This window comes from Leisingera sp. ABM4_103, from assembly GCF_056158685.1.
The window spans coordinates 1,128,502-1,142,174 of sequence record NZ_JBSWTU010000005.1; the positions used below are offsets into that span (position 1 = coordinate 1,128,502).

15 protein-coding genes are annotated in these 13,673 nt (G+C 61.1%); 4 read left to right on the forward strand and 11 right to left on the reverse strand.

What is annotated here, in order from left to right; translation table 11 throughout:
* Nucleotides 1–52: 52 nt before the first annotated feature.
* Complete coding sequence (trhO, locus tag ACXAED_RS06950) at nucleotides 53–964, forward strand: oxygen-dependent tRNA uridine(34) hydroxylase TrhO (RefSeq protein WP_475048163.1); 912 nt, start codon at nucleotides 53–55, stop codon at nucleotides 962–964.
* An 83-nt stretch (nucleotides 965–1,047) separates the two neighbouring features.
* Here the strand turns inward: trhO and ACXAED_RS06955 are convergent, their stop codons facing one another.
* The 7 genes from ACXAED_RS06955 to ACXAED_RS06985 all read right to left on the reverse strand — a co-directional run bounded on the left by ACXAED_RS06955 (nucleotide 1,048) and on the right by ACXAED_RS06985 (nucleotide 6,954).
* Entirely contained in the window at nucleotides 1,048–1,716 is a 669-nt protein-coding gene (locus ACXAED_RS06955; RefSeq protein WP_475048165.1) for a cytochrome c3 family protein, read from the reverse strand.
* Complete coding sequence (locus tag ACXAED_RS06960; protein WP_475048166.1) at nucleotides 1,716–2,186, reverse strand: nitrate reductase cytochrome c-type subunit; 471 nt, start codon at nucleotides 2,184–2,186, stop codon at nucleotides 1,716–1,718. The genes ACXAED_RS06955 and ACXAED_RS06960 overlap by 1 nt, the downstream gene beginning before the upstream one ends.
* Nucleotides 2,187–2,194: 8 nt before the next feature.
* The gene (napA, locus tag ACXAED_RS06965; RefSeq protein ID WP_475048168.1) at nucleotides 2,195–4,693 is read right to left on the reverse strand and encodes a nitrate reductase catalytic subunit NapA; all 2,499 of its coding nucleotides are present in this window, start codon (nucleotides 4,691–4,693) and stop codon (nucleotides 2,195–2,197) included.
* Nucleotides 4,690–4,968 carry a chaperone NapD gene (locus tag ACXAED_RS06970; RefSeq protein WP_475048170.1) on the reverse strand — a complete coding sequence of 93 codons (279 nt, stop codon included), beginning with the start codon at nucleotides 4,966–4,968 and terminating at the stop codon, nucleotides 4,690–4,692. The genes napA and ACXAED_RS06970 overlap by 4 nt, the downstream gene beginning before the upstream one ends.
* The gene (napF, locus tag ACXAED_RS06975; protein WP_475048172.1) at nucleotides 4,965–5,480 is read right to left on the reverse strand and encodes a ferredoxin-type protein NapF; all 516 of its coding nucleotides are present in this window, start codon (nucleotides 5,478–5,480) and stop codon (nucleotides 4,965–4,967) included. The genes ACXAED_RS06970 and napF overlap by 4 nt, the downstream gene beginning before the upstream one ends.
* 12 nt (nucleotides 5,481–5,492) lie before the next feature.
* Nucleotides 5,493–5,642 (reverse strand): periplasmic nitrate reductase, NapE protein, encoded by a 150-nt coding sequence (napE, locus tag ACXAED_RS06980; RefSeq protein ID WP_475048174.1) that lies wholly within the window; start codon nucleotides 5,640–5,642, stop codon nucleotides 5,493–5,495.
* 412 nt (nucleotides 5,643–6,054) lie between these two features.
* The gene (locus ACXAED_RS06985) at nucleotides 6,055–6,954 is read right to left on the reverse strand and encodes a LysR substrate-binding domain-containing protein (protein WP_475048177.1); all 900 of its coding nucleotides are present in this window, start codon (nucleotides 6,952–6,954) and stop codon (nucleotides 6,055–6,057) included.
* 308 nt (nucleotides 6,955–7,262) lie between these two features.
* Between ACXAED_RS06985 and istA the strand changes: the two genes are divergently transcribed.
* Entirely contained in the window at nucleotides 7,263–8,762 is a 1,500-nt protein-coding gene (istA, locus tag ACXAED_RS06990) for an IS21 family transposase (protein ID WP_475046390.1), read from the forward strand.
* A complete protein-coding gene (gene istB, locus ACXAED_RS06995; RefSeq protein ID WP_027234437.1) occupies nucleotides 8,759–9,490 on the forward strand; it encodes an IS21-like element helper ATPase IstB in 732 nt (243 codons plus the stop codon). Before istA ends, istB begins: the two co-directional genes overlap by 4 nt.
* Before the next feature lie 33 nt (nucleotides 9,491–9,523).
* Here the strand turns inward: istB and ACXAED_RS07000 are convergent, their stop codons facing one another.
* Together ACXAED_RS07000 and ACXAED_RS07005 are read right to left on the reverse strand one after the other, a co-directional pair.
* Entirely contained in the window at nucleotides 9,524–10,120 is a 597-nt protein-coding gene (locus ACXAED_RS07000) for a hypothetical protein (RefSeq protein ID WP_475048179.1), read from the reverse strand.
* A complete protein-coding gene (locus tag ACXAED_RS07005) occupies nucleotides 10,092–11,342 on the reverse strand; it encodes an APC family permease (RefSeq protein WP_475053039.1) in 1,251 nt (416 codons plus the stop codon). Before ACXAED_RS07005 ends, ACXAED_RS07000 begins: the two co-directional genes overlap by 29 nt.
* Nucleotides 11,343–11,483: 141 nt before the next feature.
* Between ACXAED_RS07005 and ACXAED_RS07010 the strand changes: the two genes are divergently transcribed.
* Nucleotides 11,484–11,723, forward strand: coding sequence for a hypothetical protein (locus ACXAED_RS07010; protein WP_475048181.1), 240 nt, complete (start codon nucleotides 11,484–11,486; stop codon nucleotides 11,721–11,723).
* 956 nt (nucleotides 11,724–12,679) lie between these two features.
* Here the strand turns inward: ACXAED_RS07010 and ACXAED_RS07015 are convergent.
* Together ACXAED_RS07015 and ACXAED_RS07020 are read right to left on the reverse strand one after the other, a co-directional pair.
* A complete protein-coding gene (locus tag ACXAED_RS07015; protein WP_475048183.1) occupies nucleotides 12,680–13,327 on the reverse strand; it encodes a methyltransferase family protein in 648 nt (215 codons plus the stop codon).
* A complete protein-coding gene (locus ACXAED_RS07020) occupies nucleotides 13,324–13,581 on the reverse strand; it encodes a DUF2933 domain-containing protein (RefSeq protein ID WP_475048186.1) in 258 nt (85 codons plus the stop codon). Before ACXAED_RS07020 ends, ACXAED_RS07015 begins: the two co-directional genes overlap by 4 nt.
* Nucleotides 13,582–13,673: the final 92 nt, after the last annotated feature.

Below are 13,673 nucleotides of genomic sequence, written 5' to 3' on the forward strand. Positions count from 1 at the left end.
GCAGGCGGTTCTTGCTCTTGAAAACCGCGCGCCATGGTTCTAAGGCCGGGGCATGTACACGATTGCTGCCCTCTATCACTTCACCCGTTTCCCCGACCCCGCCGCCATCCGCCCGGCGCTGCTGGAGCTGTGCCAGGCGCAAGGCGTCAAAGGCTCCCTGCTGCTGGCGCAGGAGGGGATCAATGGCACCATCGCCGGCCCGCGTGCCGGCATCGACGCGGTGCTGGCGCATATCAAGGCGCTGCCGGGCTGTGCCGGGCTGGAGTGGAAAGAGGCGACAGCTGCCGAGCCGCCCTTTGGCAAGATGAAAGTGCGGTTGAAGAAAGAGATCGTGACCATGGGCCAGCCGGATGTGGATCCGCTGGCCTCCGTCGGGCACTACGTCGAGCCGGAGGAGTGGAACGATCTGATCCGGCAGGACGACGTGGTGCTGATCGACACCCGCAACGACTATGAGGTGGCAATCGGCACCTTCGAGGGCGCGATTGACCCCAAGACAGAGAGCTTCCGCGATTTCCCCGCCTGGTGGGAGGAGAACAAGGACCGCTTTCACAACAAGCGGGTTGCGATGTTCTGCACCGGCGGCATCCGCTGCGAGAAATCGACCAACTACCTGCTGGGCCAGGGGGTGGAGGATGTCTACCACCTGAAGGGCGGCATCCTGCGTTACCTGGAGGAAATGCCCGCCGAAAACAGCACCTGGGAAGGCGAGTGCTTTGTCTTCGACAACCGGGTGTCGGTCGGCCACGGGCTGGTCGAAGGCCCGCATGAGCTGTGCCACGGCTGCCGCCGCCCGATCCTGCCTGAGGACAAGGCACAGCAGGAGTTCGAACAGGGCGTTTCCTGCCACCTGTGCATCAATGAAACTTCGGAAGAGGACAAGGCCCGGTTCCGCGAGCGGCAGAAACAGATGAAGCTGGCGCGGGAGCGCGGCGAGGATCACCTGGGCAGCATCCCGCTGTAAGCCCTGCCGAGTAGCAGACAATTAGAAAGGCCGCTGCCCATCGGGACAGCGGCCTTCTTTAGTGCTTGCGCAGGCTGCCGGCGTCAGTCCCCGCTCAGGCCCAGATAGCTGCGGGTGCTGGCCAGCAGGCCCTCGCCATGGGCAGGGGCCAGCAGGCCTGCGTGATCCTCGCCTTCGGCTGCGGCCATGTCGGGCAGCTGGTGGGCAATGCCCTTGTGGCAGTTGATGCAGGTCTTCTCGCCGGTGAACAGGAAGCGCTCATGCGCCTCTGCTGCGCGCTTGGACTGGCGGGTGATGTCCATCGACTCGTCGGAGTGGCAGTTACGGCATTCCAGCGAGTCGTTGGCTTCCAGCCGGGCCCACTCGTGCTGCGCCAGCTCCAGCCGGTGCTCCAGGAACTTCTCCCGCGTGTTGATGGTGCCGAAGATCTTGCCCCAGACCTCCTTGGAGGCCTGCATCTTGCGGGCGATCTTGTTGGTCCAGTTGTGCGGCACGTGGCAGTCCGGGCAGGAAGCCCTGACACCGGAGCGGTTGGAATAATGGATCGTCGGCTTCAGCTCCTCGAACACGTTGTCGCGCATTTCGTGGCAGCTGGTGCAGAAGGCCTCGGTGTTGGTGACCTCAAGCGCGGTGTTGAAACCGCCCCAGAAGATGATCCCCATCACAAAGCCGCCCATGGTCAGGAAGCCGAGCGAGAAATAGGCACTGGGCCGCCTGATGATCCACCAGAGCCTTTTCAGGAAAGCAATCATCAGTCCGCCCCGCCCTGTTTCGAGTGCACATAGTCGAGCACCTTGTCCACATCGACGAACTCATTCTCGACCAGCGGCCGGGCGTTGGTCTGCACCACGTGGCACTGGTTGCAGAAATAGCGTCGCGGGCTCACGGCGGCGAGGGTCTGGCCCTCGCGGTTCATGAAGTGGGTGACCGAGATCATCGGCGCCTGGCTGACCTCCACCGCGGTGCGGCTGTGGCAGGTCAGGCATTTGTTGGAGTTCAGGTCGACCTGATAGTTGTCGGTCTTGTGCGGGATCAGCGGCGGCTGATCCGGGTAGTTGCGCACCTGGCGGATGTCGGTGTTGACGATGCCGGGGATCTGGGTGGCTTCGCCCTCCTGGTCGAGCGGCGCGGTATTGCGCAGCGTGGCGACCTGGTTCTGGGCAAAGGCGGCCGAGGCCAAAAGGATCGGAGCGGCCAGGATAGCGAGACGGAGATGTTTCATGACGGGCCTCACACTGCTTCGATACGGACTGCGCATTTCTTGAAGTCCGTCTGTTTCGAGATCGGATCGGTGGCATCCAGCGTGACCTTGTTGATCAGCCGGCGCGCATCGAACCAGGGCACAAAGACCAGGCCTTTGGGCGGCTTGTTGCGGCCGCGGGTTTCCACCCGGGTGCGGATTTCACCGCGCCGCGAGATCACCCGCACCTCGGTGCCGCGCCTAAAGCCCTGGGCCTTGGCATCGTCCGGGTGCATGTAGCACAGCGCATCCGGCACCGCCTGATACAGCTCCGGCACCCGCTGGGTCATCGAGCCGGAGTGCCAGTGCTCCAGAACCCGGCCGGTGGTCAGCCACATCGGGTATTCCTCATCCGGGCTTTCCGCCGGCGGCTCATAGGGCAGCGCAAAGATCACCGCCTTGCCGTCGGGCTTGCCGTAGAACTCAAAATCCGCACCTGGTTTAACGTAGGGGTCTGAGCCTTCCTTGAAGCGCCAGCGGGTTTCCTTGCCGTCCACGACGGGCCAGCGCAAGCCGCGCACCTCGTGGTAGGTGTCGAACGGCGCCAGGTCATGCGCCTTGCCGCGGCCGAACTCAGCGTATTCCTCGAACAGGCCCTTCTGGATGTAGAAGCCGAAGTCTTCGGATTCGTGGTTGCCGTATTCCTTGGCCTTCTCGGACAGCTCAAACTGGTCGACCTTGCCGTTGGCGAACAGCACCTCGAACAGGGTCTTGCCCTTGTAGCCGGGGTTGGCGTCCAGGATTTCCGCAGGCCAGACCTCATCCGTGATGAAGCGCTTGGAGAACTCGGCCAGCTGCCACAAGTCGGACTTGGATTCACCCGGCGCGTTGACCAGCTGATACCAGAACTGGGTGCGGCGTTCGGCGTTGCCGTAGGCGCCTTCCTTCTCCACCCACATTGCGGCGGGCAGGATCAGGTCGGCGGCTTCGGCGGTCACCGTCGGATAGGCGTCCGACACCACGATGAAGTTGTCGGGGTTGCGGTAGCCCGGCAGCCCTTCCTCCATCATGTTGGGGGCGGCCTGCATGTTGTTGTTCACCTGCACCCAGTAGCAGTTGATCTTGCCGTCCTTCAGGTCGCGGTTCTGCTTCACCGCGTGGGAGCCGACCCAGCCGGGCACGGTGCCTTCGGGCAGTTTCCAGATCTTCTCGGCATAGGCGCGGTGCTCGGGGTTCTTGACCACCATGTCGGCCGGCAAGCGGTGAGCGAAGGTGCCCACCTCGCGCGCGGTGCCGCAGGCGGAGGGCTGGCCGGTGAGCGAGAACGGCGAGTTGCCGGGGGTGGAGATTTTGCCGGTCAGCAGGTGGATGTTGTAAAGCAGATTGTTCACCCAGACACCGCGGGTGTGCTGGTTCACGCCCATGGTCCACAGCGACATCACCTTGGTGTTGGGGTCCGCGTACAGCTTGGCGATCTTCTCCAGCGTCTCTGCCGGGACACCGGACATTTCCGCCGCTTTTTCAAGCGTGTATTCGGAAACGAATTCGGCAAACTCCTCAAAGCTCATGTCCGTTGCGCCGCCGGCCTTGCCGGCGTTCCCGGCAGCCTGCTCCAGCGGGTGCTCGGGACGCAGGCCATAGCCGATGTCCTGGTTGCCGCGCTTGAAGTTGACGTGCTTGCCGACGAAGTCCTTATGCACCGCGTCGTTCTGGATGATGTAATTGGCGATGTAGTTCAGGATCACCAGGTCGGAGTGCGGGGTGAACACCGCCGGGATGTCCGCCAGGTCGAAGCTGCGGTGGGTGAAGGTCGACAGCACCGCCACTTTGACATGCGGATGGCTGAAGCGGCGGTCGGTGATGCGGGTCCACAGGATCGGGTGCATCTCCGCCATGTTCGAGCCCCACAGCACAAAGGCGTCGGCGTTCTCGAAGTCGTCATAGCAGCCCATCGGCTCGTCGATGCCGAAGGTCCGCATGAAGCCGCCCACGGCAGAGGCCATGCAGTGGCGCGCGTTGGGGTCGATGTTGTTGGAGCGGAAGCCCGCCTTCATCAGCTTGGAGGCGGCATAGCCTTCCCAGACGGTCCACTGGCCGGAGCCGAACATGCCGATGCCCTCAGGGCCTTTCTCGGCCAGGGTCTTTTTCCACTTCTCGGCCATGATGTCGAAGGCCTCGTCCCAGCTGACCGGGGTGAACTCGCCGTTCTTATCATACTCGCCATTGGTCTTGCGCAGCAGCGGGGTGGTCAGGCGGTCGGCGCCATACATGATCTTGGACAGGAAGTAGCCCTTGACGCAGTTCAGGCCGCGGTTGACCTCTGCCTGGGTGTCGCCATGGGTGGCGACCACGCGGCCGGCTTTGGTGGCCACCATGATCGAGCAGCCGGTGCCGCAGAAGCGGCAGGCCGCCTTGGACCATTTCAGTTCGGTCAGGCTGGCGTCGGTGACAAGGTTCTGCGCTGCCGCGGGGATCGGCAGCCCGGCAGCAAGCGCCGCGGCGGCGGCAGCCTGCGCCTTGATGGCGTCACGGCGTGTAAGTCCGGTCATTGGGAAGTTCCTTCTTGGAGGGCGAGTTCCTGGGCATCGCAGGTCTGATGGAAGACAAGCGCCGCGCTGGCGACACCGTCGAGAAGCTGGATTTTGGCCAGGGCATCGCCAATGGCGCGATCACTGTCCGCTTCGAACAAAACGACAATTTTGCCCGAGGGATCCGTTTGCGAAATCTCGGAGTTCGGCATGGCTTTGATGGTGTTCAGCACGGCCTCCATTCGGGCCGGGTCGCTGCGCACCAGCAGGCTGGAAATATGCAGTTCTTCTGTCACCCGTGGCTCCTTTGCTGGCGGGGGTCGCGGATCGCGATGGCATTGTTTGGACAGGTGGCAAGACAGGCACCGCAGCCGGTGCAGGCGGTAGCGTCCACCTGGATGGCACCTGCCGGACGGACCGATAGATCCATCCGAAGGGCGCGCGGGTCGCAGATATCGGTGCACAGCTGGCAGGTTATGCCCGCGGACAGCAGGCAGCTGCTGCCGATTTCCACGGTCACCGGCCAGGGCTCGGGCTGCTCGAGGTCGAAAACAGGTTCAGGGCAGGCCTCGGCGCAGGCCGCACAGAAGGTGCACTCGCCGCCGCTGAAGCGGATCCGCGGGCGGTCCCGGCTGTCGAATTCGATGATCTCTTCCGGGCAGGCCTCCGCGCAGGCATTGCAACTGGTGCAATGCGCCTGCACCCGGGATTCATCGGTCCAAGGCGGGCGGAACTCCGGCTCGGGCCTAGCGACCCGTCCGGTCAGAAAGGCGCGCCGGGAAGGGGCTGTGCTGGCGTGGGCTGGCATCGGCCTGGCCTCTTAACCCGCGGGCGGGCCCAGGAAGATCTGGGAAACCCAGATGATCAGGCCGTAACCGCCGACAATCCCGACCGCCAGAACCGGCGCGAGGATGACGGCGAGAAACAGGAATGTGTTCCGCTCTTCGGCTTTGGTTGGCTGTTCGGACATATACGTCCTCCTTGGCTCTCACTTTGTCAGCGGAGCAAGCCAGGCAGGAAACGGTCATGTCAGATACCTGTTTTCCAATTTAGCTTCACTTCGCTGGACCGGAGAATGCGAAGGACCGGCGTCCGTCACATTGATCTGAGTCATTTTAAGGCCGGCAGCTTCCAAAAATCAAAACATTCAAAAAATCATAAGTTAATGTTTATTGGACTGTAAACAGCGACTTCGAATACTTGTTAAGTAAATTCAAAACAATCCGTTCGCCTGCAGCGCGGCGCAGAAACCGAAGCGACCAGCGCCGCGGGCGCGCAGCGGGTTCCTTTGCCTTGTCAGGACCAAGCCGCCGGTAGGTTGCTGGTCGCGAGGCCGCTTTCGCGGCAAGACCTGCTCACCGCCGGCAATACTGCGCTCCTGCTTATCGAGATGCATCCTGACCCGCGCCTTGAAACTCGCCGATTAGCCACTGCTTGACGGAGGCAAGCGTCTTCGACGGCTCCACCCCCTTGGGCATGACGAACCAATAGCTATGGCTCGCCTCAAGGCTGATCGAGAATGGCGCAATGAGCCGGCCTGCCGCGATGTCGCCGGCCACAAGCAACGACCGGCCAAGTGCAACCCCCTGATGATCCAGGGCGGCCTGAAGTATGGCTCCATCATCCTCAAGGCGCGGCCCGGCGGGAAGCGGCCGGGTGCACCCCGCAAGGTGAAGCCAAGCGGCCCAGTCCTCAGGAATATCCGCATGAAGCAGGGTCGCGCGATACAGATCTTCCGGAGCCTCCAGGCGCATCCGGCGGGCATAATCCGGGGAACAAACCGGCTGCACCGTCTCAGTGCCGAGCTTGACCGCCTCCAGGCTGCTGTCAGGTTCTCGGCTATAGCGGACAGCCGCGTCGATCCCTTCGGCGGCGAAATCGACCAGATGGCGCGAAGCCGTAACCCGCAGGTCAATTTCCGGGTGGCCGGCAATGAACCGTCCCAGCCGGGGCGCAAACCAGCGGGCCGCGACGGAGGGGAGCATCGAAAGTGTGACCACCTGTTCCGACCGCCGGGCCTCAGCCACCGCGCGCCACATCTGGCCGAAGGATTCGGTCAGCCCCGCCGCCAGCCGGTCGCCCGCCGGGGTCACGGTCACCTTTGCGCCTTTCCGGACAAACAGCCGTACTCCAAGAACCGCCTCCAGGTCCGAGATCTGCCGCGACACACCGCTCTGGGTGATCCCCAGCTCCGCACCCGCCGCCGTAAAGCTGCCGTGGCGGGCGGCGGCTTCGAAGACCTGAAGCGACCTGAGGGGGAGATTAGCATGAGTTGTACGCATGATAAGTGCTGTTTCTTCTCATTTTGAAAGGGTTAGGTGCATGGATAGCATGTTCAGAACTCATGCAAAAAGGTTATTGGCCATGCCCGACACACGTACTGCTGTTGCTGACACTGCGACTGTGTGGCGGGGACTGCCCGACCTGCCCCTGGTAATGTGGATGGTCCTTCTGACACTGGTGCTTGGCCTGGCTGTGAATCGGCGTGCAAAATTGACCCACTTGGGTGGGTTATGAGCGAGTAAAATTGACCCACCTGTTTTCGTTAACATCCGCACAAAAAGTGCGGAGGAAAGAGCAGGTGTTACTGATGGAAAGCGTGTCGAAGATCCGACGATGGGTATTGGTTGAGGGACGCAGCATCCGGTCTGTTGCGCGGGCGACGGGATTATCGCGGAACACGATCAAGAAGTATCTGAAGGATGAGAGCCCGCCGAGCTACCAGCGCCAGGCCCCGCCGGTTCGGCACAAACTGTGCAACGGGTTTGATCTTCGGCTTCAGGAGCTGTTCGATCAGGACCAGAAGCGACCACGCCGGGAGCGGCGGACGGCCCAGAAGCTCTATGAGCAGCTCGTGGTGGAAGGCTACACCGGTTCCTATTCGCCAGTTCAGCGATTTGTCCGCGATCTGAGGCGGGCCGGTGCCGGTTCGGGCGAGGCCTTTATCCCGCTGCATTTTGCGGCAGGCGATGCGCTGCAATTTGACTGGAGCGAAGAACGGGTTGTCCTGGGCGGTATCGAGCAGAAGGTGAAGGTTGCCCATTTCCGCCTGTGCCACAGCCGCAAGCCCTTTGTCGTCGCCTATCCCGGCGAAGCCCAGGAGATGGTGCTGGATGCCTTTGCGCAGGCGCTGTCTTTCTATGGCGGGGTTCCACGCCGGGTGATCATCGACAACCCCAAGACCATGGTGACCTATGTCTCCCGCTCCAAGGACCGGATATTCCATCCCCGGTTCCTTGCCTTGATGAACCATTACGTTATGGAGCCGGTGGCCTGCACCCCGGCTGCGGGCTGGGAGAAGGGACAGGTCGAGAACCAGGTCCAGTTTTTGCGCGGCCGGTTGTTTGTGCCCAAACCTGCCTTTGATGATCTCGATGCGCTGAACGATTGGCTGCGCCTGCGCTGTGAAGAGCTGGCAAACCGGCCCCATCCCGAGCAATCGGATCGCACGATTGCAGAGCTGTTCGAAGACGAACGCGCCGAACTGCGCCCTCTGGGGCGAGCATTTGACGGATACGTGGAAAAGACCGTTCGTGTTCGCTCCACCTGCCTGGTTCAATATGCCAGCAATCGCTACAGCGTGCCGTCCCGGTTCGCGGGGCAACATGTGTCGCTGCGCGCCTATGCAGGCCGGATCGTGCTGGTGTCGGGCCAGGATGTCATCGCCGAGCACAAGCGTCGCTTCACCCGCAATGTCAGCTATTTTGAACCTTGGCACTACGTGCCGCTGCTGGATCGCAAGCCCGGCGCCCTGCGCGACGGCGCCCCCTTTGTGGACTGGCAACTGCCTGAGGCCATGCATCAGATCAGGGAGCACTACATGGCCGGCAAAGGCGGGGATCGGGAGTTCGTCGATCTGCTTCTGCTGGCCCAGGATCACGGGGTCGAGGTGGTCGAGACGGCTTGCGAACTGGCGGTGGAACAAAACACCCTGCGCCTGCCCGCCATCATCAACCTGATTAACCAGTTGGTGGAGCCGGTCATCACGCCGCTCAGCGACGCCTATACCTATCCGCAGCTGACCTTGCGGCCCGAGGCCGATTGCAAGCGCTATGAGACGCTGTGCTCGGCTGAGGAGGCTGCCGCATGAACGCCCTCATCGACCAACTGACCGCCCTGAGGCTGCACGGGATGGCAGCTTGCGCCCATGATTTGCTGTCCGCGCGCAAGCCACCAAGTCTGACCACAGCGATAAAGCAACTGATCGACGCTGAGACTGTAGAGCGGCGGGTGCGCTCCATCCAGTATCAAATGAGGATTGCGAAGTTCCCCCACCACAAGGACTTCGCCACCTTCGATTACAGCGCGGCCGCCGTCACCCAGCCCCAAATCGAGCCGTTCTGCTCAGGCCAATTCACAGAAGAGGCACATAATCTCATCCTGGTGGGCGGAACCGGCACCGGCAAAACCCACATCGCCATCGCGCTTGGAACCACCCTGATCAGCAACGGCAAGAAGGCGCGCTTCTTCAACGCCGTCGACCTGATCAACGCCCTGATCAAGGAACAGGCCGAGGGCAATGCCGGGAAGATCATCCGGCAGCTCTCGGCCCTGGACTGCGTCATCATCGACGAGCTGGGCTACATCCCGTTCCCCAAGTCCGGCGGCGCGTTGCTGTTCCATCTGATCAGCAAGCTCTATGAGAAGACCAGTGTCATCATCACGACGAACCTGGAGTTCGGCGAATGGGTCTCGGTCTTCGGTGACGCCAAGATGACAACCGCGCTTCTGGATCGCGTAACCCATCACTGCGCAATCATCGAGACAGGCAACACGTCATACCGGTTCGCACAGAGCAAGCGACGCAGAAAAACATAAACGTCGCGCAAGCAAAGCCCCCAGTCGGACTCGCTATATGAGGGCGGCCCGCCTGGGGCCTTTGCGCCACAAGGGGTGGGTCAAATTCAAACGCTGAAACCGGGTCAGTTTTGAACGCTCATTGACATTCGATGTCAGCCCGAGAACGAGGCCATAGATCAATCCCAAAAGGCCCAAAACATTTGCCAGAGCAAACCCGTGGCTGACCATGACATAGCGTTGCAACCCGGGATGGAATTCAAAGCCAAACAGGCGCATCAGATCAAGTTCGACCCAACCGAAGAGGATGATCGTCGCATGAACGAACGCCAGAACGGCGGCATAAATCCCGAGTTCCCGACGGTACGGCAAGACACGCGTCGCCTGGCGCCAGAGCCGTGACAGCGGCCCAAGCATCATCGCCATGGCGATAAGAACCAGTGACACGTCCCCGATGGCGCGGTTCCAGCGATGCATCGGCGACCATTCCGCGCGACCGTACAGAACCAGCGCAGTTGCGACCGCTGCGAAGTTGACGATCAAAACATGCCGGAACCACCAGGCGTTTCGCGTAATGACATCATCGGTTGAGGGCCTCTGTCCTTGTGCAGGATCACAGGCGTCAATCTGCAGCCGCTGCGATCCAAGCACGCAAATATATCTTTTCAAAAGCGAAGACTACCAGGATTGCGATTGAGGCAAAGATAACAATTGCGGGATCGCTTTGCAGTTTCATATCGGTGAAGGCGACCAGAACAATCGCATCGAACCCGAGCGCCGCAAGAATGACGACGCCAGAGGCGCCGATGTCCGCCCGACGGAAGCGCCAGACACCCCAATGCACAACCATATCCATGATAAGGTAGAAAAACGCGCCGAGAGACGCGATGCGGCTCAGATCGAAGAAGACGGCAAGGAAGGACGCGATGACCACCGTAAAGACCAGCGTATGCCGCTGGATGGGACCGGACATGCCGAAATGGCTATGCGGGATCATCTTCATATCTGTGAGCATGGCCAGCATCCGTGAGACGGCAAAGACGCTGGCCAGCACGGCTGACGCCGTCGCCACCACCGCCAACAGGACCGTCAGCAGAAAGCCCACCTGACCCAACGCCGGTTCCGCTGCCGCGGCCAGCGAATAGTCCTTGGCGGCAATGATCTCGTCGATGGTCAGGCTGGACCCAACGCCGAAGGCCACAAGCAGATAGACGACCACGCATAGCGCAATCGAAATCATGATCGCGCGCCCCACATTGCGGTTCGGATCGGTGATCTCGGCACCGCTGTTGGTGATGGTTGTGAAGCCTTTGAACGCAAGAATGGCAAGCGCAACCGACGCAACGAAGCCCATCGCGCCAAAATCGATAGTATCCTGCGACGCCGCCGCGAAGTCGAAGCCGCTCGACCACAGGGCGGCGATCCCGAAGAGCGCGATGCCGCCGATCTTGATTGCGGCCATGATCATCGAAAACAGCCCGATCGACCGGTTGCCCGCGATGTTCACCAGGAAAGCAAAAAGGATCACCCCGACGGCAAGGATGGGCACAAGCGGCCCGCCCTCGATATCGAATGCGCGCAGGAGGTAAGTGGCAAAGGTCCTGGCGACGAGGCTTTCGGCGATCACCATGCTAAGCGCCATAAGAAGCGCCGCCCCTGCCGCAACCGCCCCCGGTCCGTAACACTTCTGCAGGATCATCCCGATACCCCCTGCCGAGGGCCAGGCGTTGGACATCTTGATGTAGCTGTAGGAACTGAACCCGGTCACAATCGCGCCGATGATGAAGGCAATGGGAAAGAGCGGCCCGGCAAGCTCGGCGATCTGACCGGTCAGGGCAAAGATTCCAGCGCCGATCATGACGCCGGTCCCCATGGCAACCGCACCGCCCAGCGTGATGGAATTCTTCTTGTAGCCGTTGCTGTCGTGGTCGTGATTTATAACGTGTCTTGTCACTTTCGTCTCTTAGTTCGGCCTTCGCCAAGTGTTCGTGTGTATTGTCTCCGCGTCAGGAAAATGCCGACGCAACCCTCTCAGCACTTGCGCGAGATCGAGGTGGTCAACGATGGAAGTGCCCCCTGTCTGCCGCGCGTCGCCGGAACATATTGCTTGAACTGTCTGCAATATCATAGTGGCCGTCAAATCGGCCTGATCGCCGCCCTCGAAAAGGTGCGACGCAATCTCTTTGCCATCGCTATCGAACGCAACCGCCGCAATCCGTGTTCTTGTGGGCCCGATGTCAGGCAGCCACTGTGAAAGTTGTGTCAATCGCGGGGAATGCCTTGCCATCCAGCGTCCGAGCCCAAGCCTCTGTGGCACTGTAAAAAGGCGTGTGACGAGGGGCGGATCGACGGCCAAGTAACTGCGAACGCAGCCCTCGCGTCCGTTGGGAAATATTCCGGCATCGGGAAACGCTATGTCGAGCGCCAGTCGCGGAGCCTCGTTCCGCGCGAACTTGAACCTCCAAGGGTTCATGCCAGGAAATGCAGAACGGCCGGTAATCGGGTCGTCATAAGGCTGTCCAAGCGTCCGAAAGAACCACTTAGCTGCCGCCTGCCCGTAATGACGGCCCATCCCTGGCTCAAGCCCAATACGCACCGTTCGCACCCGTGCGTCCCTCGCCAGATCTGCGCCCATCAAGGTGCTGAGACCCGGTGCCGTACCAACGCCCATTATGAGGCATCCGCCTTTCCCATCAGCGGCTTTGACCAGACCATCGACATAACTCGGCATCGCGGACGTATCGAGAACCGTGCCGCCCCTGGCGAGAACCTCCGCGACCAGTCCCGGAGGTGCCGCTTCGGTAAGATTGATGACGATGGCGTCCTCGGGAAGCGCACGAGCCACCCCGTGACTCGCCACGTCGAGTGTGATCGCGACGAGGTTTGGATGTGCAGAATCAGTCGGCCGACGTCGTCTGAAAACAGCCCAAACGTTCCAGCCCTCGTGGTCCGAAAGGAGGGAAATGAGCCGTGAGCCAACATCACCGGATCCGCCAAGGATCACCAGATTGTCCGCTCCTCCCGCCCTCCTGGTCTTGGCGCTTTCAATTCGCAAATCCGTCGTCCATTTCCGTAGCCGAATTCATCCTTCATTCAAGATGCAGACTGCGCAATGGCGCCCGGTCTTCGGCGAAAATCGAACCTGCTTCGCTCTTCCGATCGGGGGGCAGCCTGCTGGCGCTTCGCAAGAACAGGGCAGAGCCATTGCGTTCACTGCGCAGGAACATCACGCAATCGAGGCAGAAACACCGGTACATCCTCTGCATATCTCTCCCAAGCCTCGCCAAACCGGGCACGGCTATCGGCCTCCTCGCTCTTTGCAAGTCGCGCATACATCCAGACCAGAACCGGGAACATTGCGAGCGTAAGGATTGTCGGCCATTGCACAAGGAACCCTGCCATGATGAGAACGAACCCCACATATTGCGGATGCCGTATTCGGGCGTAGGGGCCTGTGACCGCAAGTCGCCCAGCCCGCTGAGCGGCCCAGAGATGGTGCCAGGCCACCGAGATCAGCCAGAAGCCCCCACCGATCAGCAGGAAGCTGATGAAATGAAACGGCCCGAAATGCGGGTTCGAACTCCAACCAAAGATCATTTCCGGCAGGTGCCCGCTGTCATGCGCGAACCAATCAATCCCCGGCCAGTTCGACTGAAGCCAGCCTGACAAAAAGAAGATCGTCAGTGGGAAGCCATACATCTCGACAAAGAGCGCGACGATGAAGGCGCTGAAGGCCCCAAAGCTACGCCAGTCGCGCGATGTTTGCGGCTTGAAGAAGCTGAAAGCGAACAGAATGAAGACCGCTGAATTGATGAACACGAGCAGCCACAGGCCGTAAGAGGAGCCCGGGTCGATCATGATTTGTCATCTCCCGATCCGTGCCCACCATGCCCGCCGTGACCGCCGTGCATGAACAAATGCATCCCGACGCAGAGCAGCAGGGGCAGAAACAGAACCCACTCGCTGGCGAAAATATGAACGCGGTGCTCATAGCCGAGCAGCAGACCGCCGAGAGCCAGCGCGACGATCAGATAAATACCGGCGCGGGATTTCCAGAAGGGCACAGGCATCGGCTCTTCTTCCGGTTTGCCATGATGATCGTGTGTTTCCATTTCGAAAACTCCATACTGTCAGTATGTTGTGCGCGGGACGCTCTCGGAGCGGCCCCGCGCGAAGTGGGTATTGAAAGCGAGCACATGAGGGA